We start from the raw sequence: 22,658 nt of genomic DNA, 5'->3' as shown, positions 1-22,658 counted from the left end.
TGACGTCTTTTCTCAAGGAATGGCGCTGGTTATAAGCCGGAATTGGAAGCACTGCAGCCGTGGATAGCAGTCAATACAGCGATAAAACCAGGTTTGCCAAAAATTTTTCCCTAAAGAAATCAGTAGGTTAATACTGAACATCAACCAGCCGAGAACCAATTCCATTCCGGAAGAGTTTGACAAGAAAACAAAAGCAAGATTATCGTTGGTGCACTAACGATATTGGGAGAGTATCGGGGGTGTGCTTTGAACTACCTGGCACCAACAACAATCGCGGAAGCGCTTGATCATCTTGATCGACGCGACGTTGCCATTGTTGCGGGAGGAACTGATTTCTATCCGGCGATGAAGGAAGGCGGTCCGTCACGCGACCTGCTGGATCTGACCCGTATTGAAGACCTTAAAGGGATTTCCCGGACGCCCGCAGGATGGCGGATAGGCGCAACGACCCGCTGGAGCGAGATTGTTGCCGAGCCTCTTCCGACCATGTTTGACGGGTTGAAGGCAGCTGCCCGGGAAGTTGGTTCGATACAGATCCAGAACTCGGGCACAATTGCGGGAAACCTCTGCAATGCATCACCAGCCGCAGATGGCGTGCCTCCGCTTCTGACCCTCAACGCCATGGTCGAGATATCAGCCCGATCCGGCACACGTACAATCGCCCTTTCCGATTTCATCACCGGTGTTCGCAAGACCGCGCTTGCTCCGGGGGAGCTGGTGAGCGCGATCCACATTCCCGCGCTTCCGGAAAGCACGTTTGCCGCATTCGAGAAGCTGGGCAGCCGCCGATATCTGGTGATCTCCATTGCCATGGTCGCCGCCTGCGTCACGCTGGGGAAAGGCGATGTCATCGAGACAGTCCGGGTTGCGGTCGGAGCATGTTCGCCTGTGGCTCGGCGTTTGCCTGCCCTCGAGGACGAGTTGAAAGGATCGTCTGTCCAGATCCTGAAGAATCCTGAACTGGTTACAGCAACCCATCTGGAATCTTTGAACCCGATTGACGATGTCCGCGGCAGCGCAACCTACAGGGTTGAAGTGGTTGCTGAACTTTGCCGCCGCGCTCTGCTTGCAGCAGCTACCGAAGGAAGCAGGGATGAATAAGATCCTGACACGTCAACTCACCACGTTCAGGTTGAATGGTGAAGATGTTGCTGCCGAAGTCGTGCCGGGTGAGCGTCTGTCCGAGACGCTGCGCGAGCAGTTCGACGCGCGTGACGTCAAGATCGGCTGCAACGCGGGCGACTGCGGTGCATGCACGGTTCTCCTGGATGGCAAACCGGTTTGTGCCTGCCTGACGCCGGTTCATCAGGCGGAAGGACGCAACGTTGAAACGCTGCGTGGGCTGGTATCGGAAGATCCGGCTTCCAGGCGACTGGTTGAGACGTTTCAAGACAAGGGCGCGGCCCAGTGCGGTATCTGTACACCTGGGATGATCGTCTCTGCGACGGCGCTCCTGCGCCGCGACCCGTCGCCGGATGAAGAGGCCGTAGAAGACGCACTAGGCGGCGTGCTTTGCCGCTGCACCGGGTATCGCAAGATCATTGACGCCGTTGTCGAAGCCGGAGACTTGCAGGCTGACCAGCGGCCCGAAAGCGCCGGATCGGTCGGTGAGGATATTCGCCGCCTTGACGGACATGGCAAGGTTCATGGAACGGAAGCATTTGGTGATGATGTTGCGCCGGCGGGCACGCTTGAAATCAAACTGATTCGTTCACCGTTCCCGCACGCAGCGTTCGTCTTCGGCGACCTGGATGCTTATGTCGCCACGCGGCCAGGGATTGAGGCTGTGCTGACAGCTGCCGACGTAGCTGGGTTAAATCGATTTGGCGTCATTCCGGGCTTCGAGGATCAGCCGGTATTTGCAGAGACCGAAACGCGCTTTCGCGGTGAGGCTGTCGCTGCTGTGATCGGCACGCCTTCGGCAATGCGTGTCTTCGACCCGGAAGAGTTTCCTGTCACCTGGACCGCTCTCGACAGCGTTGCTACCGTTACCGATGCATTGGCCGATAGTGCGCCTCTGCTTCATGACGACCGGAAGGGGAACGTCATGTGCGGTGGTTTCGTGGCCTGCGGCGATGCGCAGTCGGCGTTGAAATCCGCCGACGTAACGGTCGAAGGACAATTTGACAGCGGGTTTGTTGAACACGCCTATATCGAACCCGAAGCCGGCTACGCGGAAATCCGCGATGGACGCGTCGAAGTGCATGCCTGCACACAGGCGCCGGTCATGGACCTCGATGCGCTTGAAGCAATCCTGGGTATGGACCGCGAAAAGATACGGATCATACCAACCGGAGTAGGCGGTGGTTTCGGTTCCAAGCTGGACATATCGCTGCAGCCCTATCTCGCCATCAGCGCATTGAAGACCGGGCGTCCTGTCCGTCTTACATATTCCAGAACAGAGTCGATGCAGTCGACAACCAAGCGGCATCCCGCGGCGATCAAACTGAAGATCGGCGCAACAAAGGATGGTCGCATCAGCGGATTCGACTTTTACGGCGATTTCAACACCGGCGCCTATGCGTCCTGGGGACCGACTGTCGCCAACCGCGTTCCCGTCCATGCTTCCGGGCCTTACCGGATCGCCGACTACCGGGCAGAGTCGAAGGGTGTGCATACCCATTGTCCACCTTCGGGCGCCTTCCGTGGTTTCGGAGTTCCGCAATCCGCACTTGCGCAGGAAACACTGTTCGACGAACTCGCCGATAAGCTTGGAATGGATGCGCTGGAGTTCAGATTGCTGAATGCCCTTGAGGACAATGTTCCCACGGTTTGCGGTCAGATCTTCGGGCAAGGTGTCGGCATCAAACCATGCCTGGAAGCGTTGCGGCCCTCCTGGAACGATGAGCGCGAAGCCGTGGAAGAATTCAATGAAGTATCACGAACCGAAGGCCACACGATCAAACGCGGTGTCGGGATCGGGGCAGGCTGGTACGGATGTGGCAACACATCCTTGCCGAACCCGTCGACGATCAAGGCTGGGATCCGAGCTGATGGAACCCTGGTGCTGCACCAGGGTGCTATGGATATCGGGCAGGGTGCCAACACGGTCATCACCCAGATCTTTGCAACCGCCCTGGGCGTGCCGGCCGGGCAGATCGAACGTGTCGGCGCCGACACCGATGTCACTCCGGATGCAGGCAAGACATCGGCTTCGCGGCAAACTTTCGTTTCCGGAAATGCCGCCCGGCTTTCCGGGGAAGCGATGCGTTCCGACATTCTCAAACTGGCAAATGCCTCAAGCGCCGCGGCCATCACCATTGGCGATGGCGTCATCGAGATTACCGAAGCAGGTGAGAGCCACCTGATCGAGTTGTCCCGTCTGGAACCCGATGCGGAAGGTTACGTTCTTCGCTCTGAAGAGACCTACGATCCACCGACAAAACCGCTCGATGAAAACGGGCAGGGCGTTCCATATGCTCAGTTCGGCTATGCGGCCCATCTTGCGGTAGTTGAGATCGATATCCGGCTCGGAACCGCACGCGTCGTGAAGTTCGTCGCTGCGCACGACGTCGGGCGCGCGATCAACCCGATGCTGGTCGAGGGGCAGGTGCAGGGCGGGATCGCCCAAGGCCTGGGGATGGCGCTCATGGAGGAGTACCTGCCGGGTCGAACCGAAAACCTGCATGACTACCTCATTCCAACCATCGGCGATATTCCACCGATCGAGACGCATATCATCGAACAGCCGGATGCCCATGGACCGTACGGCGCCAAAGGGCTTGGCGAGCACGTTCTGATCCCGACTGCCCCCGCCATCTTGAACGCGATCACTCACGCAGCTGGCGTACGGGTGCGCAGCGTTCCGGTAACGCCTGCCCGATTGCGGGCTGCCATCAAGAGTGCAGAACCAAAATGACGAATGAAGCAACAGCCAATTCCGAGAAGATCCGCTGCGATGCCTGCCCGGTCATGTGCTACATCGCCGAGGGAAAAGCCGGAGCTTGCGACCGCTATGCCAATCACGATGGCGAACTTGTGCGGCTTGACCCGCTGACGATCATCGAGACTTCGCAGGAAAAAGGTGTCAAGGCAGTTCCGTTTCTGCGTGACGGCGACGGGAACGATTGGGACGGCGATCTTGTGCAGGGCAATCGTCCCTTCGTGACCGCTGTAGGCGCAGGCACCACTTACCCGGACTACAAGCCCGCCCCCTTCATCGTCAGTCAGGAAGTTGACGGTGTCGACATGGTTACGGTCGTGACCGAAGGCATCTTCAGTTATTGCGGTGTGAAGGTCAAAATCGACACGGATCGCCATATCGGTCACGAACGGGCACCTGTTCGGGTTGCCGGCGAGCCGATCGGTCATGTGATGACCAGTGAATACGGCTCGAAAATGCTGTCGCTGGGTGGAGTGGAACACCTGACGGGAGGCAGCAAGAAGGAAGGTCGCATCACCTGCGATGCGTTGCTGCGTCTGTGCAACCGCGAAGCGGTGGAAATGACCATCGATGACGGAGCAACCGTCGTCGTGCAGGCGGGCAAGGCTCCGATCATCAACGGTGTCGAGGAAAAACTGATGCGTGTCGGCTGCGGCTCTGCCACCATCGGCATGTTTGCCAGCCAGTGGGCGCAACAGGTGGACGAGGTGATTGTCGTCGATGACCACATTACCGGCGTCCTGTCCGAGCACCAGGCCGGTAAGCTTCTGAGCGTTCCGCCGTCCGGCATCCGCATCAAGGGACGCCGGTCGACACCCGGTCGCTACTTCCAGGTGGCGGAACCTGGAACCGGATGGGGTGGAACCGATGTCGACGACCCGCTCTCGATCCTCAAGGACTCCGATCCGAAAGTCGCCTGGCAGGGCTTGCGTTTGCTCATGGTCTCCACGACCGGCGAACAATGGGCGTATTTCGAACTCGATGAAAATCTGCAGCCGGTGGCGGCCGAAATTCCGGACAGGCTGCGCGCTTCGGCAGAGAGGATTGCAGAGAATTGCGAACCCTCGGTCTGCTCCGTCCTGTTCATGGGAGGTGCCGGTGGTTCGCTGCGTGCCGGTGTGACGGAAAATCCGGTGCGGCTCACAAATTCTGTCAAGGATTCCCTGACTTACGTGTCCTGCGGCGGCGCCGATGCCTATGTCTGGCCCGGCGGCGGTATCACCGTGATGTCAGATGTCCTGGACATGCCGACCAACTCGTTCGGTTACGTGCCGACCCCGGCGCTGGTTGCGCCTATCGAATTCACCATGCGCCTTGCCGACTATGAAGCCCTCGGCGGTCACATGAAGGAAGTGCAGCCCGTCGAAAACGTGCTGACAGACGGCATTCGCAGGGTTGGCAAGGCCGAAAACGGCAAGGATCCGACCGCAAGCCACAATTACCGCTGGAAAGCCGAAAGCAGGAGCAGGTGATGAGCGGGCCAGTCGCAGGACTGTTGGGAAGCGGTGAGAGGTTGCATCTGCAGCACGGTCCGATCGACCTGATCATCGGTGCCGACCCCTTGGCCCCGCAAACACGCGAACTTGCCTTTCGTGCTGCTGCGGACCGGTTTGAGACGATCTTGCAGGAGATTGTGTCAGAGCTACCATTGTTAAGGTCAGTGCCTGAAGCGAGGCTGCCGATCGGGGCTGTCGCTCGCAGGATGTACCGCGCTGTCAAAAGACATGCCGCCGGATGCTTTGTAACACCGATGGCAGCTGTTGCCGGTTCGGTTGCGGACGAAGTGCTGGCAGCCATGCTGAGGAGCACGCCGCTCAATCGCGCCTATGTGAACAATGGCGGCGACATTGCCTTGCACCTTGAGAGCGGAACGCATTTCACGACCGCCATGGCCGGGCTCTCAGGGACTGATCTCGGTCGTGCAATCATTCCTGCAGAGAGCGGTATCAACGGCATTGCCACGAGCGGGCAGGGCGGCCGCAGCCTGTCTCTTGGCATAGCTGACGCGGTCACCGTTCTGGCGGCAAACGCCGCCGATGCGGACGTTGCTGCCACGCTGATTGCCAACGCAGTGGATCTGCCGGGACATCCTTCGATCAATCGAAAGCCTGCCAATGAGATCCAGCCGGACAGCGATCTTGGAACGCGGCCAGTCGTGACCGGACGCGGCAATCTGACATTCCACGAATGCGGACAGGCCCTGCAAGCCGGAATGCTCGTGGCAACCCGCATGCTGAGCGACGGTCTGATCGCTGGAGCGGCCCTTCATCTTCAAGGTGAGCAGCGCATCGTCGGCGCGTCTTGCCTCAGCTCTAAACAGAACAAGCAAATGGTGGAATATGCCTGAGCCAATAGTGCGAAAAATGGCAACTGCGGTTGAAGAAATCTATCACGAAGGCGGTCCCGTCGGCGGCGTGCCATTGCGCCGGGCGGCTGTCCTGGCCGTGATCAAGAACCCGTTTGCGGGTCGGTATGAGCCCGAGATCCAGGGTTTCATCGAAGATCTGAAGCCGCTCGGACTACTGATGGCGCGGAAGCTTGTCGATGCGCTTGGAGGCGATGCGTCGGTGGTCGAGGGATATGGAAAGGGCGCTCTTGTCGGCAGCGAGGGTGAACTAGAGCATGGAGCGCTTTGGCACGCCCCGGGCGGTTATGCGATGCGCGAGCTGATTGGCGGTTCCAAGGCCATTGTGCCGTCGTCCAAAAAGGTTGGTGCTGCAGGTGCGCGTCTCGATGTTCCGGTCACACATGTCAACGCGTCCTACGTCCGCAGTCACTTCGATTCGATGGAAGTCGGTCTGAACGACGCACCGCGTACCGACGAAATCCTGCTGGCGTTGGTCATGACCACAGGGCCGCGCATCCACGCACGCTCGGGCGGACTGGAAGCCGCCGATATCAAGGGGGAGGACGGTCTGAGATGAGTGCCGAAATCAGAAAAGTTGCGGTCTGGGTCGAGGAAACCCACAAGGAAGCTGACAAGGTCATTGCCCCGGCAACGCGCAAGGCGGTTGCCGCTGCAGTCATCGCCAACCCCTTCGCCGGCCAGTATGCCGAGGACCTGGGCGAACTGATGGAGATCGGAGCCGAGCTGGGAGGTTTGCTCGGTGAAAAATGCGTTGCGGCCCTCGGCATTTCGCCATCGGCAGCGGAAAGCTACGGCAAGGCGGCAATGGTTGGCGAGAACGGCGAGCTTGAACATGCTGCCGCCATTCTTCACCCGAAGCTCGGCGCTCCATTGCGCAAGACCGTAGAAAAGGGAGCGGCACTCGTACCCTCATCAAAGAAGATGGGTGGTCCCGGCCAGGTGCTGGACGTGCCGCTCGGGCACAAGGATGCGGCCTATGTCCGTTCGCATTTCGATGGGATCGAAGTGCGTCTCAACGATGCCCCGAGAGCCAACGAAATCCTTGTTGCGGTCGCTGTCACCGACAGCGGACGCCCATTGCCGCGTGTCGGCGGACTGACAGCGGAGGAGGCTGTCGGAGAAGACGGTCTGCGCTGACGCGACGACCATAATATCGATAGAGGGAGGAATTGGATGTCCATCAATAGGCGTTTTTTGCTGGGGGCGCTGGCCGCGCTTCCCTTCCTGCAGGCCCTGAGCGTTCCTGTTCAGGCTGAAGACACGATCGTCATTGGCGAGGTGAATTCCTATACCCGTCTGCCGGCATTTACTGAGCCTTACAAAAAGGGCTGGCAGCTGGCAGTGGAGGAGATCAATGCGGCTGGGGGCATCGACGGCAAGAAGCTCGAAGTAATCAGCCGAGACGACACAGGCGACCCGGCAACCGCGATCCGCATCGCCGAGGAACTGGTCTCCAAGGAAGGCGCGGTGATGATCTTCGGCACCTTCCTGTCCAATATCGGTCTGGCTGTTGCCGATTTCGCCAAGCAGAAAGAGGTCTTGTTCCTGGCGGCAGAACCGCTGTCGGACGCCATCGTCTGGTCCAAGGGCAACAAGTACACCTATCGCCTGAGGCCTTCCACGCACATGCAGGCGGCAATGCTCGCCGAGCAGGCGGCCAAGCTTGATGCCACACGTTGGGCAACGATCGCCCCCAACTACGCCTATGGGCAGGATGCGGTGAAAGCGTTCAAGTCGGAGCTGACCAAACTGCGGCCGGATGTGGAGTTCGTCACCGAACAATGGCCGCCGGTCTTCAAGATCGATGCCGGTTCCACCGTTCGCGCGCTTGAAGCCGCCAAGCCTGATGCGATCTTTAACGTCACATTCGGTGGTGACCTGGCGAAATTCGTCCGTGAAGGATCCCTGCGCTATCTGTTTGATGATCGTGAGGTTGCATCGCTGCTCACCGGTGAGCCCGAATACCTTACCCCGCTCGGCAATGAAACACCGAAGGGCTGGATCGTGACCGGTTACCCGGGAACCGATATCGGCACGGATGTCCACAAGACCTTTGCCGATGCCTACATTGCCAAATGGGATGAGGCACCGAAAACCGGCTCCATCGTCGGCTACAACTCGGTTCTCAGCATCGCAGCGGCTCTGAAAAAAGCCGGTTCCACCGACACCGATGCGCTGCTGGCAGCTATGGAAGGCCTTGAAGTCGACAGTCCGACCGGCCCGTTCGTTTACCGTGCGGCCGATCACCAGTCCACGATGGGCGCCTATGTCGGCAAGACCGATCTGGTCGACGGCACTCCGAAGATGGTCGACTGGGTCTATGCCGAGGGCTCGAACTATCTCCCGTCTGAAGAAGACGCGGCGAAGCTGCGTCCCGCCGAGTAAGACCGGCAAATCCTCCCGGAACGCGCGGAGACATTTCTCCGCGCGCACTTGATACCGCGGCCCACACGGAGAGACAGATGGGTTTTTATCTTGCACAGCTTTTAACTGGGCTCGCCAATGCCTCTTCGCTTTTTCTGATTGCGTCCGGCCTGTCCATCATCTTCGGCGTCACACGCATCGTGAACTTTGCGCACGGCTCCTTCTTCATGCTCGGCGCCTACGTTGCCTACACAATCGTCACGTCGGTCGATCTCGGCATCTTCGGTTTCTGGTCCGGAGTGATCATAGCCGCGGCGCTCGTCAGTCTCATCGGTCTGCTCATTGAAATGACCGTGCTGCGCCGGATTTACCGCGCGCCCGAACTCTTTCAGCTGGTCGCGACTTTCGGCATCGTCCTCATCATCCAGGACGTGGCGCTGGCGATCTGGGGGGCGGAAGACTACCTTGGGCCGCGCGCTCCAGGTCTGGACCGCGCGGTGCGTATCCTCGGTGAACCCATTCCCGAATATGATCTTGCCCTGATTGTCATCGGCCCGGTTGTGCTCGGCATCATCTGGCTGCTTTTCCATCGCACGCGCTGGGGCGTGCTTGTCCGGGCAGCGACGCAGGATCGGGGAATGGTCGGCGCACTCGGCGTCAATCAGAGCTGGCTCTTCTCTGCCGCGTTCATGCTGGGTGCGTTTCTCGCCGGACTTGGAGGCGCGCTCCAGGTTCCTCGTGAGGCCGTGAGCCTGCAGATGGATCTGAACGTCATTGGCGAAGCCTTTGTCGTGGTCGTGATCGGTGGAATGGGCAGTGTTACCGGTGCCTTTGTCGCCGCCGTCCTGATCAGCGTATTGAACGCCTTTGCAGTTCTCATGTTTCCGCAGATTTCCATCGTCCTGCCGTTTATCGTGATGGCAGTGGTCCTGATTGTTCGGCCACATGGTCTCTTCGGCAAGCCCGGCAGCGAACATGGCGCGCCATCGGAGCCGGAACAGCCCTTGCGCCTCATGTCCAACAAGGCGGCCATGATACTGGCCGCGTTTGTTGCCGCCCTGGCGCTCAGCCCGGTTTTCGCTTCCGATTTCACCCTGATCCTTATGGTCGATGTGTTGATCGCGACACTCTTTGCCGTCAGTCTGCATTTTCTCATGGGAGTTGGCGGAATGGTCTCGTTCGGTCATGCCGCTTACTTCGGTCTTGGAGCCTATGCGGCCGCGTTGGCGACCAAGTTCTGGGGTTTTGGCATGCTGCCGGCAATGGTCGTCGGACCCCTGGCGGGTGCGATGGGAGCATTGATTTTCGGCTGGTTCTGCGTACGCCTTTCAGGCGTTTATCTGGCGATGTTGACGCTCGCAGCAGCTCAAATCCTCTGGGGCATCACGTTCCAGTGGCAGGATTTCACCGGTGGTGATGACGGCATACTCGGCGTCTGGCCCGCCAAATGGGCTTCGTCTGATCAAAGCTACTTCTATATCGCCCTGGTGCTTTGCGTCGGCGGTATCTGGCTCATGCGCCGGGTTGCCCATTCCCCGTTCGGCTACACGCTGCGAGGTGGCCGCGACTCCCCGACCAGAGCGGAAGCGATCGGTGTTGATCTGAAGACGCACCAATGGGTTGGCTTTACGCTTGCAGGAGCACTGGCAGGGCTTGCAGGAGTTGTCTTCGTCTTCTCAAAGGGCAGTGTCTTCCCCGATGCCCTGAGCATCTCTCTATCGGTCGATGGACTGATCATGGTGTTGCTCGGCGGAATTCATGCTCTGGCAGGCCCGATTCTCGGAGCCAGTGTCTTCGTGTTGATCGAGGACTGGGTTAGCCGCCTTGAATTCTGGCGGTTCATCTTCGGTGCCATCATCCTCGTTGTCGTGTTGGCCGCGCCGGAGGGAATTGCCGGTGGCCTGTCGAAGCTTGGACGGCTTGTCGGCCTGAAATCCAATACGGAAAGGGCACAGGCATGAATGTTCTTGAGGTTCGAAACCTGTCCAAATGGTTCGGTGGAATCAAGGCTGTTACCGACGTATCGTTCGATCTGCGCAAGGGTGAATTTCTAGCCTTGATCGGTCCCAACGGCGCCGGCAAGACCACCTGTTTCAACATGTTGAACGGTTATCTGCGCCCCAACACCGGATCGGTGAAACTTGGCGGGACTGAATTGATCGGCAGGAAACCTCGAAAAATCTGGCGCATGGGGGTAGGCCGGACCTTCCAGATCACCCAGACGTTCCAGACAATGACGGTGCGGGAAAACGTGCAGATGGCGCTGATCTCGCATCACCGCCGTACGTTCGACGTCCTGTCGCGGGCGACACGTCTCTACATCGAGGAAGCGGGCGCTTTGCTCGATCTGGTGTCAATGCGCGACTACGCGAACCGTGCGTGTTCGGAGCTTGCCTATGGCGACCTGAAACGGTTGGAACTGGCGATCGCGCTCGCGCACGATCCCGAGCTTTTGCTGATGGACGAACCGACTGCCGGAATGGCGCCTTCGGAACGTATCGCGCTGATGGCACTGACTGCTGACATCGTCGAAAAGAGCGGTGTGAGTGTCATCTTTACAGAACACGACATGGACGTGGTCTTCGCTCATTCACATCGCATTCTCGTGTTGAACCGAGGCGAGCTGATCGCGGAAGGGACGGGCAGCGAGATCCGGGCCAACGAGAGGGTGCAGCAGGTTTACCTGGGGGGCGGTGCCGTATTCGAAGACAAGAAGGATGTCGCGATCAATGCTTAGTGTCAGAAACCTGAACGCAAAATACGGCGGGGCTCACATCCTTCACAATGTGGCGCTGGATCTGGGCGAAAACGAAGTCGTTGCGCTGCTCGGGCGCAATGGAGCGGGTAAGTCCACGACCATGAAAAGTATCATGGGTATGGTCCGCCAAAGATCCGGCAAGGTCCGATATGACGATCGCGACATCATCACCCGGCCTCCGCACATGATATGCCGTGCCGGCATCGGCTATGTGCCCGAAGAACGCCGGATTTTCAGCGATCTCACCGTGGAGGAGAACCTTGAGGTCGGCCGTCGGGAACGGCGCAAGGATGCGCCGGAGTGGACGCTGGAGCATCTGTTCGAACTGTTCCCGAATTTGAAAGAACGACGCAGGAACCTCGGTTGGCAACTCAGCGGCGGCGAACAGCAGATGCTGACCATCGCCCGTACACTGATGGGCAACCCCAAGCTTGTACTGTTGGACGAGCCCTCGGAAGGGATTGCACCGGTGATTGTCGAGCAGATGGCCTATGTTATCGCCGAGTTGAAGCGAGAAGGATTGTCGATCCTGATTTCGGAACAGAACCTGCATTTTGCCCGCCTGGTTTCAGACCGCGCCTATATCATCGAAAAGGGGCAGGTGTGTTACGAGGGTACTTTCACTGACCTCGATGAGAATCCTGAAATCAGCCAGAAATACCTGGCCGTCTGAAGTGAAGGCCGGCGGCCAGAATGTTGCCGGCATCCTGGTGTTTCGGTTTGGTTCAATAGAAAATCATTAGTATACAAACAAAGCTTGACATGTTGATCAGGGTAAAATAATCGTTAGTATACTAACGATATGAGTATGCAAGATGGCCTATCTCGTCACCGAAAGCTGCATTCGCTGCAAATATCAGGATTGCGTTGAAGTCTGCCCTGTGGACTGTTTCTACGAGGGGGAGAACATGTTGGTCATTCACCCGGACGAGTGTATCGACTGTGCGGTCTGCGAGCCGGAATGCCCAGTCGACGCCATCAAGCCCGACAGCGAACCGGGCATGGATGCCTGGCTGGACTTGAATGCGAAATTTGCGGAACTCTGGCCAAACATTTCCGAAAAGGGCGAACCACCTGCCGATCACGAAAAATGGGCGCAAATCACGGACAAGCTGAAACTGCTTTCCGAAAAACCGGCCGCCTGACACAATCCTCCAGACAAAGGAGCGCACATGTCCGTAAACGAACTGAATTCGATTGAGCCCGTTGCCTTCCCGATCCCGGCGGGTGTTCATGCCGAGACGGTGACTTCGGTCCAGCATTACACTGATCGTCTTTTCAAGTTCCGGACCACACGCCCCGGAAGCTTTCGCTTCCGTTCCGGAGAGTTCGTCATGATCGGCTTGCCGAATGCGGAAAAGCCGGTGTTTCGCGCCTATTCTGTGGCGAGCCCTTCCTGGGACGAGGAGCTCGAGTTTTTTTCCATCAAGGTGCCCGGCGGCCCGTTGACGGAACATCTTCAGAAGATTCAGGTCGGTGACACCATTCTCATGCGCAAGAAGCCGACGGGCACACTGGTCAATGATGCGCTCATGCCCGGCAAGCGGCTTTACATGTTCTCTACCGGAACAGGCATAGCGCCCTTTGCTTCGTTGATCCGCGATCCGGAAACCTACGAGAAATTCGAAGAAGTCATTTTGACCCACACTTGCCGGGAGGTCGCCGAGCTGAAATACGGGCAGGACTTGGTCGCCGAAATCACCGCGGATCCTCTGGTGGGGGAATTTGCCAACGGACGGCTTCGTCACTTCGCGTCGGTTACCCGTGAACCATTTGAAAACACCGGTCGTATCACTGACCTGATGAAAAGCGGGGAATTGTTCAAGAAGCTCGGCGTGCCGCCGATCTCGCCTGATGACGACCGCGGCATGATTTGCGGTTCGATGGACATGCTGCGCGACACCAAGGCTCTGCTTGAGGGCTTCGGCCTGGTCGAGGGCGCCAACAACAAACCGGCAACATTCGTCGTTGAAAGGGCTTTCGTCGACTGACGAACGAGCTGCCATTTTCCGCACGGCGCGACACTTTCGAAGTCAAAATCCGTATAGTTGGTCCAGTCGAGTTCGAATTGAGCAAATTTCGCTTACGGAGCCGCCTATGCAGAAACGCCGGAAACTCGGTCTGTTGACGCCTTCATCCAACACGATCATGGAGCCGAGAGCGACGGAGGTCGTGTCAGGTTTGGACGATGTGTCCGTTCACTTCTCACGCGTTGAAGTCACGGAGATTTCGATGCATGACGGAACGCTTTGGCACCCCGGGTTCGAACCGCAATTGAAGGCTGCAGACTTGCTGGTGCAAGCCAGGGTAGACGTGATCGCCTGGGGTGGTACCTCTGGCGGTTGGGTTGGTGTTGAGGCCGACAGGGAGCTTTGCCGGCAGATCAGCGAAAGAAGCGGTGTTCCTGCAACAACATCGACAATTGCATTTCTGGCGGCTCTCGAAGCGTTCGGCGTTAAAAGCTTTTCGCTGGTGACGCCTTACTTAAGCGAAATTCAAAGCGCCATTCAGATGAATTTTTCCAGGTTGGGTTATTCATGTCTCGCCGAACGCCACCTCAACGACAAGGGAAACTACTCTTTTTCCGAATATGATGAGCCGACCATTGAACGTATGGTGCGCGAAGTTGCAGCCGCTGAACCGGATGCGATAGTTATCTATTGCACCAATTTCGACGGTACTCGAATTGCTCCCATACTGGAGCGGCAGCTCGCGCTGCCGGTTTTCGACAGTGTCTCCCTAACAATCTGGCATTCCATGTGTTTGGCAGGCGTCGATCCGCGCCGCGTGAGAGGTTGGGGTGAACTGTTTACAAGGACTGTACCCGGCTCTTCATAGTTGCACCGTCGCATTTCGTTGTCGGGCAACAGGAGTCGGCATGCATCACAACCGCGTCCCGGGGTTTGTGCGAACAGGTGTCCAAATGGCATTTACACCGCCAAATACATGAGACCTGTCATAACCATGGAGCTCGAGACGCTCGTGCTGTTGCCGCAAGCCCGGAATCTTCAGCGTCAGGTGATTGTAGATTTCTAGCTGACGCTGCGTAAGCAATGAGTTATTGTTGGGAGGATCTGTTGTGACAGAATTCTGAAAAGACCTCTTCCATCATGGAGGCGTCATGGTTTCCTCTTCCCGACGAGAATTTATGACCGCAGCTGCGGCAACCGGACTTGGAAGCGTGGCTGCTTCGCAAGTCTCGGCATCTGAATATCCTTCAGGCCCGTTCTGGAACAATGTTCCGGATCCGGATTTGTCGAAAAGCACACTTCCCAATTTCAAATTCGAGCTTGAAAAGTCGACGGGACGCGTAGACGGCGGCAGTTATGGAAAGGAAGTCACAGTCGAGCAATTGCCGATATCAACCGGTATTGCCGGTGTTTCGATGAAGCTACAGCCGGGTGTTGCGCGTGAATTGCATTGGCATGCAACGGCGGCGGAGTGGGCGTTCGTGATAAGCGGGAATTGCCGCACAACGGTGATCAATCCCGAGGGGCAATCTGAAACCAATGACTTTGAGCCGGGAGACGTGTGGTACTTTCCGCGTGGTTTCGGCCATTCAATCCAATGCCTGGGCAATCAGCCTTGTCACTTCATCCTGATTTTCGACAATGGCTACTTTTCCGAGTTCGGCACATTCAGCATAACTGATTGGATCGGACATACGCCAAAGGAGTTGTTGGCAAAGAATCTCGGTTTACCCGCATCCGCCTTTGACAGCTTCCCAAAGAGTGAAGTGTATTTTGTTCACGGGCAGCCGCCGCCGGCGCAACCCGCACTCCCGCATCGTGGTCACCTCGTTTCGCCGCCCAACACTCACAAGTACAAACTCCTTGCTCAGGAGCCTCATGCAACTTTTGCCGGCGGTCGTGAGTGGCTTGTCAGCGAAAGAGAATTTCCAATTTCCACCACGGTAACAGGTGTTGTTCTCGAGTTGGAGCCGGGTGGGTTGAGGGAATTGCACTGGCACCCAAATGCAGAAGAATGGCAATACGTGCTCGGCGGTACCATCAGTGTCACCTTGTTCGGTGCGAAGGGACGCTATGCAATCGAGAGTTTCCAGACCGGAGATGTTGGGTACATCCCGCAAGGTTACGGCCATTCGATTGAAAACACCGGCAGCGAAAAAGCCCGGGTTCTGATTGGCTTCAATACGGGACTTTATCAGGCCATTGATCTTTCCGAATGGCTCGCGGGCAATCCCGATTACCTGCTCGAAGCTCACTTCAACCAGAAGCCTGACGTTGTTGAAAAGTTTCCGAAACGAGACGTGTTCATAGCAACGGGAAAACCGATTTGAACACCTGTGTCGGGAGCTAGCGACGATAAGAATGCTCCCGAATGCGTCAAGCGGAGGACCATATGGACGATACTTGTCCGAATATTCAGCTCACAGACACGGTGGCGATTCCGTGTGTAGGATTTGGAACCTACTTGATCCCGGACATCGAAGCGTCGGCACTCGTAAACACCGCCTTTGGGGTGGGGTATCGACACGTGGATACTGCAGAAGGGTATGAAAACGAAAGCGGCGTCGGTGAAGGTATCGCGGTCAGCATGAGCGAACATGAGTTGTCGCGGGAAGATGTTTTTGTGACGACCAAGCTTTGGCCGGGAAATCCGGAATGGGGCGATCCTGCCAAGACCAAAGAAACGACTATCGCTTCTCTACTCGAAAGTCTTCAGCGGCTTCAGATTGACTATGTCGATCTCTATCTCATTCATGCGCCCTTTTGCCGTGAGCAGCGGCTTAACCAGTGGCGGGGACTTGTCGAATTGCAGCAATTGGGAAAGGCGCGAGCGGTCGGGGTGAGCAACTATAGTCAGGCACATATTGAGGAAATCAGGTCTGCAGGTTTGCCGATACCGTGTGTAAATCAGATTGAGCTGCATCCGTGGTCGCAAAAGCCCGAGCTTGTTGCCTATCTTGATGACAATGGAATCACCTCGATTGCCTACAGCAGTCTTGTGCCTTTATCGACGTGGCGCAGTAAGCAGGGACAGGAGAGCGCCAAAACTTCGCAAATGCGCGCCGAAGGGGAAGCGGGTCGCTCACCGTTCAGCGCAATGGCTGAGAAGTATGGGGTCTCCGAAGCTCAGGTTCTACTCAGATGGGCTGTGCAGCAAAAACACCCGGTATTGCCAAAAAGCAATAGCCGCGGGCGCATGCAACAAAACCTGGATCTGTTCTCATTTGTCATCGATGACGAAGACATGCGTGCGATCGAAAAAATGGATCGTGGGAAAAGTGTCGCCTGGCCGATGGGGGACCCAACAGAGTCACCGTAACGGCAACAACTTGCAAAAATACCTTCAGATACCGTGGCTGATCTCAGGCAAGACCTTCGATGATTGCGATATCCGCATCGCATGCACCTGCGCGCTTTTCGCGGGCGGCACGATACGCCGGTGAATTGTAACAGGCGTGGGCCTGTTCCAGGCTTTCGAACTCTATGACCACCCGGCGTTGCCAGGGTCGTCCTTCCAGAGTTTCCGCTTCGCCGCGCGCCAGGAAACGGGCGCCGAATTCGGTGAAGGCATCAGGAGCAATTGCTTGATAGTCCTTGTACGCCACCGGATCGGTGACGGTGACATTGGCAATCCAGTAAGCCTTGGGCATGGTCAGTCTTTGTTTTCTTCTGCAGCCAGCAAGCGTTCGGCAATGGCTGTTGTGTCGTCAAGATGGCGTGCAACGGCTGCACCTGCCGCATCTGCATCTCCGGAAATGATCGCATCACAGATTGCCTGCATGTGATCTGGCCCGGGGCGTTCGCGATCGGACGATGACAGGGTCATCATGCGTAGTCGGCTGATGCGCCCGTTCAGGCGCTGCACGATTTCCCAGGCGACATTGTGTCCCGCGCCGTCGAAAATCTCGGAATAAAATTCGGCGGTCACCGTGAAAACTTCCCCCGGGTTTTTGTCTGCAACACCCTTCTTCAAGGTTTTCAGAGAAGCTTGCAGGCGGGCTTTGCGTTCCGGGGTGATGCGGGCAGCGCAGGCACGCGCTGCTGCGGTTTCGAGCATCCGCCGGATATCATAGATCTGGCGTGCGTCATCCCAGCTCATCCTGGCAACGATCGGACCGCGGCCGGGCAGGATTTCGACCAGGCCTTCGGCTTCAAGATACCGGATTGTTTCGCGAATAACCGTCCGGCTGACACCAAGTTGCTCACAGAGCGGGCGCTCGACAAGGCGTTCTCCAGGCTTGAAATGTCCCGCAATAATTGCTTCGCGCATACGTTCCTGGACCATGTCGCGCAGGGTCGCGGGCGGTTGCGAGATTTTCTCAAGTTCAGATGTCGTCATGAAGCATTGGGTAGCAGAGCGATGCATTCTGAGCAAGGTGGGTTGACTTATTGTCATATGGTATACCATAATACCATTCAACAGACCACAACGTAGGTGTCACAATGCCCGCTGAAATTCGCAAAACACTGCTGCACGTCGAAAACACCCTGATCGAAGGAGGCAAGGTTGCCGAGACGCCGCTGAAAATGATCGCGGCTGTTGCCGTGATCAAGAACCCATGGGCGGGGCAGGGCTTTGTCGAGGATCTGAAGCCGGCGATTCACGATTGCGCCCCGGGACTGGGCGAACTGCTGACCGGGATGATTCTTGAGGCAGCAGGTGGTGGCGACCGGGTGGAAGGTTATGGCAAATCCGGTATCGTCGGCGTGAATGGGGAGGTCGAGCACGCATCAGCCCTGATCCACACGCTGCGTTTCGGCAATCACTTCCGTGAGGCGGTCGGTGCGAAGTCCTACCTGGCTTTCACCAATACTCGCGGACCGGCAAACGCCCCGCTGCAGATCCCCCTGATGGACAAGAATGACGGCGGTCGCCGCAGTCATTATCTGACCATCCAGCTGCAGGTCGCGGATGCGCCCGGTCCGGACGAGATCGTTATTGCACTGGGCGCATCGACAAGTGGCCGTCCGCATCACCGCATCGGCGACCGCTACCAGGATCTCAAGGACCTTGGCCATGACGTTGACAACCCTGCAGCTGTCTAAGCCCTTCGGAAAGGTTGCGTACCGCGCAACCGGCGACGGCGACCCGCTGGTCCTTATCCATGGCGTTGGCATGCAGTCGGCGGCATGGGAGCCCCAGATTGACGCGCTCTCACAGTCCCATCAGGTGATTGCGGTGGATATGCCCGGCCATGGGGGCAGCGATGCGTTGCCCACCGAGGCTTCGCTGCCGGACTTTGTTGCCTGGCTTCACGTTGTGCTGCGCGCTCTTGGCACCGGTCCGATCAGTCTGGCTGGGCATTCCATGGGAGCATTGGTCTCCGGCGGGTATGCGATCACGTATCCTGAAATGGTTACTCGTCTTGCACTCCTGAACGGCGTTTTCCGTCGTTCGCAAGAAGCGCGCACCGCCGTGATTGCCCGGGCAGAGCAGATTCGTAGCGGCATGATCGATCTGGAAACACCGTTGACCCGATGGTTCGGTGACGGGAAAGCCGATATGGCTGCGCGCGTCAAAGTCTCGGATTGGCTCGCTTCGGTTGATCCGTCTGGTTATGCGACGGCGTATTCCGCTTTCGCGCGCGGTGATGCCACATACGCGGATCGATTTTCCGCCATTTCTTGTCCGCTGCTCGCCTTGACCGGGGATGGGGATCAGAACTCAAGCCCGGCAATGTCCGCGGCGATGGCGGAAGCTGCGCAAAACGGAAAATCTCTGGTGATTGAAGGTCACCGTCACATGGTGAACCTGACGGCACCGGAGCAGGTGAACACCGCTCTCAAGGATTGGCTGAAGACGCCATTCCAGTCCCCGCTAGATCAAAAGGACACAAGCCATGAGCACGTTTGACCCACGCGCGCTTCGCAACGCTTTCGGCGCCTTCATGACAGGGGTGACCGTGGTAACCACTCACGACAGGGAGGGTAATCCGCTCGGCTTCACTGCCAACTCCTTTTCTTCCGTGTCCCTGGACCCTCCGCTGGTACTGGTATGTCTCGCCAACAGCTCGCGAAACTATGAGGCCTTCAGCAATGCGGATGGCTTTGCCGTCAACATCTTGTCGGAAGCGCAAAAGGATGTGTCGAACACGTTTGCCCGGCCGGTGGAAGACCGTTTTGCTTCGGTTTCCTGGCACAGGGGACCGGAAGGTTCACCAGTGTTCGAAGACGTATCGGCCTGGTTCGACTGTTCCATGTACAACACGGTGGAGGCCGGAGACCATATCATTCTGATCGGCAAGGTCGAGGCGTTCGAAGCCAGCACGCATCCAGGCCTCGGATATGCCCGCGGCGCATATGTAACACCTGCGGCCGAGGCCGAAGCCTTGAGCAACAGTGCACACCTGGTGGTTTCTGCTTTGATCGAGCACCAGGGCAATGTTCTCCTTGTCGACAACGACAGCGGACAGTTGAGCGTTCCGGAAATCAAGGTCGGCAAGGAAGGGGCTGCGGCGGCGCTGGAACAGCTTATTTCCACGAGCGGAGCTGAGGCGGAGCGTGGCTTCATCTACTCGGTCTATGAAGATGAAGCGCGTGAAACACAGCACATTTCGTTCCTGTGCCAGGCAAGCGAAGATACCGCGACCAAGGGCCGGTTTTACGAGCTTTCGCAAGCTACGTTGAAGGACGTGGCGGACCCGGCAATCTCTACGATGCTGGAGCGGTTCGCGGCGGAAAGCCGGATGGGAAATTTCGGAATTTATTATGGCAATCAGGCCGCCGGTGAAATTCGGCCGATGACATCAGGGAGTTGAGGCATGAGGTTCTCGCTTTTTGCGCATATGGAGCGCATTTCCCCAAACGAAGACCAGAAGCAGCTCTATGACGAGTTTATCGAGCTTTGCAAGATTGCCGACCGGGGCGGAATGCATGCGGTCTGGACGGGTGAGCACCACGGCATGAACTTCACAATCGCGCCGAACCCGATGCTCAATCTCGTGGATCTGGCCCGCCACACCGAAAATGTCCGTCTTGGCACCGGCACGGTGATAGCACCGTTCTGGCACCCGATCCGACTTGCCGGTGAGGCCGCGATGACCGATATCATCACGGATGGCCGACTTGAGCTCGGTATCGCGCGCGGCGCATATTCCTTCGAATATGAACGCCTGATGCCGGGTATGGACGCATGGGAAGCAGGAAAGCGCATGCGCGAGCTTGTCCCCGCGGTCAAGGCGCTCTGGCATGGCGATTATGAGCATCAGGGCGAATATCACCAGTTCCCGAAAACGACCTCGTCACCTCAACCGGTGCAGAAGGAAGGACCGCCAATCTGGATTGCGGCCCGCGACCCGAACAGTCACGAGTTTGCCGTGGAAAGTGGCTGTAACGTGCAGGTCACGCCTCTTTGGAACGGGGATGAGGAAATTCAGGACCTGATGCGCAAGTTCAATGAAGCTTGCCAGAAGTTTCCGAGCCTGCCACGGCCCGATATCATGCTTTTGATGCACACCTACGTGGCTGACAGTGAGGAAGACGCCAAGTTGGGTGCTGTCGAACTGAACCGTTTCTATTGCTATTTCGGCGCATGGTTCATGAACAAACGGGACATCAATCAGGGTCTGATTGATCCATTGAGCGACGATGAGATTGCCGCGCATCCCTTCTATACGCCTGAAGCAATGGAACGTGACCTGGTAATCGGCACGCCTGATAAGGTCATCGAACGGCTCAAGGCTTATGAAGCGCTCGGCTACGACGAATATTCCTTCTGGATCGACAGTTCGATGCCCTTTGAGCGCAAGAAAGCGTCATTGCTGCGGTTCATCAATGAAGTGATGCCCGCCTTTCAATAAGACAGGGATAGGACCGGAAAATGCAGGTTTTTCAGCAGTATATCGACGGCGTTTTCTCTGATGGCACCGCACAGTTCGCCAGTTTGGATCCAGCCACGGGGAAACCCTGGGCCCGGATGGCCGAGGCTGGTGCCGAAGATGTAAACCGGGCTGTTGAAGCCGCGTCCGAGGCGTTCTTTGCTCCCGAATGGGCAGACATGACCGCAACGGCGCGGGGCAAGCTGCTCTTGCGGCTTGCCGATCTGATTGCCGAGAACGCACCGAGACTTGCCGAAATCGAAACCCGCGATACCGGCAAGATCATTCGCGAAACCAGCGCCCAGATCGCCTATGTCGCCGAGTACTTCCGCTATTTCGCCGGCCTTGCCGACAAGATCGAAGGTGCGCATCTGCCGATTGACAAGCCGGACATGGAAGTCTGGTTGCGCCGTGAACCGGTGGGCGTGGTCGCGGCCATCGTTCCCTGGAATTCGCAATTGTTCCTGTCAGCCGTGAAAATCGGCCCGGCACTTGCCGCCGGATGCACGGTCGTGCTGAAAGCTTCTGAAGAAGCACCGGCCCCCATGCTGGAATTCGCCAGGATCTTTGACCTGGCCGGGTTCCCGAAAGGTGTCCTGAATGTCATCACCGGAGGTCCCGAAGCCGGAGCTGCGCTGACCAGTCACGCCAAGGTCGATCATGTCGCGTTTACCGGCGGGCCGGAGACGGCGCGTCACATCGTGCGAAATTCCGCAGAAAACCTCGCATCCACTTCGTTGGAGCTTGGTGGGAAATCGCCGTTCATCGTCTTTGAAGACGCTGATATCGAAAGCGCCGTAAATGCGCAGGTCTCGGGTATTTTCGCCGCTACGGGCCAGAGCTGCGTGGCCGGGTCGCGTCTGTTGGTGCAGGCCTCGATCAAGGATGAGTTTCTTGCGCGCTTGAAGGAGAAAGCCGAAGCGGTGGTAATCGGGTCTCCCGATGACATGGCCACTGAAGTCGGCCCATTGTGCACGTTGCGCCAGCGCGAGCTCGCACTGGATCTGATCGCTCGATCCGTTGAAGTGGGGGCAAGGCTCGTCACCGGCGGTAAGGCCCTGGACCGTGAAGGGTTCTACTTTGCGCCGACGATCCTGGATTGCTCGGGCGTTCCGGAAGCGCCCAGCCTGAACAACGAGTTTTTCGGTCCGGTTCTGTCGGTGGTTTCCTTCAAGGATGAAGCCGAGGCCGTGCGGATTGCCAACGACACCGAGTTCGGTCTCGCCTCTGGCGTTTTCACCCAGAACCTGACGCGCGCCCATCGCATGATCCGAAAGATCCGTTCGGGCATTGTCTGGGTCAACACTTATCGTGCCGTCAGCCCGATCGCACCCTTTGGCGGCCACGGGCTTTCCGGTCACGGGCGCGAAGGCGGACTGCAGGCAGCTCTCGACTACACCAAAATCAAGACGGTCTGGCTTCGTACGAGCGACGACCCCATTCCCGATCCCTTCGTGATGCGCTGACATCACATTCACCGGCACCGAGGACGAGTGCA

22 protein-coding genes are annotated in these 22,658 nt (G+C 57.7%); 20 read left to right on the top strand and 2 right to left on the bottom strand.

The window, feature by feature from the left end; translation table 11 throughout:
- The first annotated feature begins 246 nt into the window (after nt 1-246).
- The 15 genes from ABLQ08_RS24925 to ABLQ08_RS24855 all read left to right on the top strand — a co-directional run bounded on the left by ABLQ08_RS24925 (nt 247) and on the right by ABLQ08_RS24855 (nt 16,662).
- On the top strand, nt 247-1,101 hold the full coding sequence (locus tag ABLQ08_RS24925) for an FAD binding domain-containing protein (RefSeq protein WP_352947921.1): 855 nt from the start codon (nt 247-249) through the stop codon (nt 1,099-1,101).
- Nucleotides 1,094-3,859 (top strand): molybdopterin-dependent oxidoreductase, encoded by a 2,766-nt coding sequence (locus ABLQ08_RS24920; RefSeq protein WP_352947918.1) that lies wholly within the window; start codon nt 1,094-1,096, stop codon nt 3,857-3,859. The genes ABLQ08_RS24925 and ABLQ08_RS24920 overlap by 8 nt, the downstream gene beginning before the upstream one ends.
- Complete coding sequence (locus tag ABLQ08_RS24915; RefSeq protein ID WP_352947916.1) at nt 3,856-5,355, top strand: 6-hydroxynicotinate reductase; 1,500 nt, start codon at nt 3,856-3,858, stop codon at nt 5,353-5,355. The genes ABLQ08_RS24920 and ABLQ08_RS24915 overlap by 4 nt, the downstream gene beginning before the upstream one ends.
- Nucleotides 5,355-6,230 (top strand): UPF0280 family protein, encoded by an 876-nt coding sequence (locus ABLQ08_RS24910; RefSeq protein ID WP_352947913.1) that lies wholly within the window; start codon nt 5,355-5,357, stop codon nt 6,228-6,230. Before ABLQ08_RS24915 ends, ABLQ08_RS24910 begins: the two co-directional genes overlap by 1 nt.
- Entirely contained in the window at nt 6,223-6,807 is a 585-nt protein-coding gene (locus ABLQ08_RS24905) for an amino acid synthesis family protein (protein WP_352947910.1), read from the top strand. The genes ABLQ08_RS24910 and ABLQ08_RS24905 overlap by 8 nt, the downstream gene beginning before the upstream one ends.
- Entirely contained in the window at nt 6,804-7,388 is a 585-nt protein-coding gene (locus ABLQ08_RS24900) for an amino acid synthesis family protein (RefSeq protein WP_352947907.1), read from the top strand. The genes ABLQ08_RS24905 and ABLQ08_RS24900 overlap by 4 nt, the downstream gene beginning before the upstream one ends.
- Before the next feature lie 36 nt (nt 7,389-7,424).
- Nucleotides 7,425-8,636 (top strand): ABC transporter substrate-binding protein, encoded by a 1,212-nt coding sequence (locus ABLQ08_RS24895; protein WP_417714951.1) that lies wholly within the window; start codon nt 7,425-7,427, stop codon nt 8,634-8,636.
- Nucleotides 8,637-8,713: 77 nt separating this feature from the next.
- The gene (locus ABLQ08_RS24890; protein ID WP_352947904.1) at nt 8,714-10,576 is read left to right on the top strand and encodes an ABC transporter permease; all 1,863 of its coding nucleotides are present in this window, start codon (nt 8,714-8,716) and stop codon (nt 10,574-10,576) included.
- Nucleotides 10,573-11,352 (top strand): ABC transporter ATP-binding protein, encoded by a 780-nt coding sequence (locus tag ABLQ08_RS24885; RefSeq protein ID WP_352947902.1) that lies wholly within the window; start codon nt 10,573-10,575, stop codon nt 11,350-11,352. Before ABLQ08_RS24890 ends, ABLQ08_RS24885 begins: the two co-directional genes overlap by 4 nt.
- A complete protein-coding gene (locus tag ABLQ08_RS24880) occupies nt 11,345-12,046 on the top strand; it encodes an ABC transporter ATP-binding protein (RefSeq protein ID WP_352947899.1) in 702 nt (233 codons plus the stop codon). Before ABLQ08_RS24885 ends, ABLQ08_RS24880 begins: the two co-directional genes overlap by 8 nt.
- Before the next feature lie 142 nt (nt 12,047-12,188).
- Nucleotides 12,189-12,518, top strand: a complete 330-nt coding sequence (fdxA, locus tag ABLQ08_RS24875) for a ferredoxin FdxA (RefSeq protein WP_352947896.1) — start codon at nt 12,189-12,191, stop codon at nt 12,516-12,518.
- Nucleotides 12,519-12,545: 27 nt separating this feature from the next.
- Nucleotides 12,546-13,364 (top strand): ferredoxin--NADP reductase, encoded by an 819-nt coding sequence (locus ABLQ08_RS24870; protein ID WP_352947893.1) that lies wholly within the window; start codon nt 12,546-12,548, stop codon nt 13,362-13,364.
- A 106-nt stretch (nt 13,365-13,470) separates the two neighbouring features.
- Entirely contained in the window at nt 13,471-14,211 is a 741-nt protein-coding gene (locus ABLQ08_RS24865; protein WP_352947891.1) for a maleate cis-trans isomerase family protein, read from the top strand.
- Between the two features lie 310 nt (nt 14,212-14,521).
- Nucleotides 14,522-15,673 (top strand): cupin domain-containing protein, encoded by a 1,152-nt coding sequence (locus ABLQ08_RS24860; RefSeq protein WP_352947888.1) that lies wholly within the window; start codon nt 14,522-14,524, stop codon nt 15,671-15,673.
- Between the two features lie 62 nt (nt 15,674-15,735).
- Nucleotides 15,736-16,662 carry an aldo/keto reductase gene (locus ABLQ08_RS24855; RefSeq protein ID WP_352947886.1) on the top strand — a complete coding sequence of 309 codons (927 nt, stop codon included), beginning with the start codon at nt 15,736-15,738 and terminating at the stop codon, nt 16,660-16,662.
- A 43-nt stretch (nt 16,663-16,705) separates the two neighbouring features.
- On the opposite strand, the gene ABLQ08_RS24850 is transcribed toward ABLQ08_RS24855, so the two are convergent.
- Complete coding sequence (locus ABLQ08_RS24850) at nt 16,706-16,993, bottom strand: DUF1330 domain-containing protein (RefSeq protein ID WP_352947883.1); 288 nt, start codon at nt 16,991-16,993, stop codon at nt 16,706-16,708.
- Between the two features lie 2 nt (nt 16,994-16,995).
- Complete coding sequence (locus ABLQ08_RS24845; protein ID WP_352947880.1) at nt 16,996-17,682, bottom strand: GntR family transcriptional regulator; 687 nt, start codon at nt 17,680-17,682, stop codon at nt 16,996-16,998.
- 104 nt (nt 17,683-17,786) lie between these two features.
- On the opposite strand from ABLQ08_RS24845, the gene ABLQ08_RS24840 reads away from it, so the two are divergent.
- Genes ABLQ08_RS24840 through ABLQ08_RS24820 form a run of 5 tightly spaced genes read left to right on the top strand, consistent with a single transcriptional unit; the run spans nt 17,787 to nt 22,626 of the window.
- A complete protein-coding gene (locus tag ABLQ08_RS24840; protein WP_352947878.1) occupies nt 17,787-18,389 on the top strand; it encodes an amino acid synthesis family protein in 603 nt (200 codons plus the stop codon).
- On the top strand, nt 18,361-19,197 hold the full coding sequence (locus ABLQ08_RS24835) for an alpha/beta fold hydrolase (RefSeq protein ID WP_352947876.1): 837 nt from the start codon (nt 18,361-18,363) through the stop codon (nt 19,195-19,197). Before ABLQ08_RS24840 ends, ABLQ08_RS24835 begins: the two co-directional genes overlap by 29 nt.
- Nucleotides 19,184-20,101 carry a flavin reductase family protein gene (locus ABLQ08_RS24830; protein WP_352947874.1) on the top strand — a complete coding sequence of 306 codons (918 nt, stop codon included), beginning with the start codon at nt 19,184-19,186 and terminating at the stop codon, nt 20,099-20,101. Before ABLQ08_RS24835 ends, ABLQ08_RS24830 begins: the two co-directional genes overlap by 14 nt.
- Nucleotides 20,102-20,104: 3 nt before the next feature.
- A complete protein-coding gene (locus ABLQ08_RS24825; protein WP_352947872.1) occupies nt 20,105-21,142 on the top strand; it encodes an LLM class flavin-dependent oxidoreductase in 1,038 nt (345 codons plus the stop codon).
- A gap of 20 nt (nt 21,143-21,162) precedes the next feature.
- A complete protein-coding gene (locus ABLQ08_RS24820; RefSeq protein ID WP_352947869.1) occupies nt 21,163-22,626 on the top strand; it encodes an aldehyde dehydrogenase in 1,464 nt (487 codons plus the stop codon).
- Nucleotides 22,627-22,658: the final 32 nt, after the last annotated feature.

Origin of the sequence: Roseibium sp. SCP14, assembly GCF_040329475.1 — a bacterium.
In the GTDB taxonomy this organism is placed as follows: domain Bacteria; phylum Pseudomonadota; class Alphaproteobacteria; order Rhizobiales; family Stappiaceae; genus Roseibium.
The sequence above is the reverse complement of the archived record's forward strand: the minus strand, read 5'-3'. Positions and strand labels throughout refer to the sequence as shown.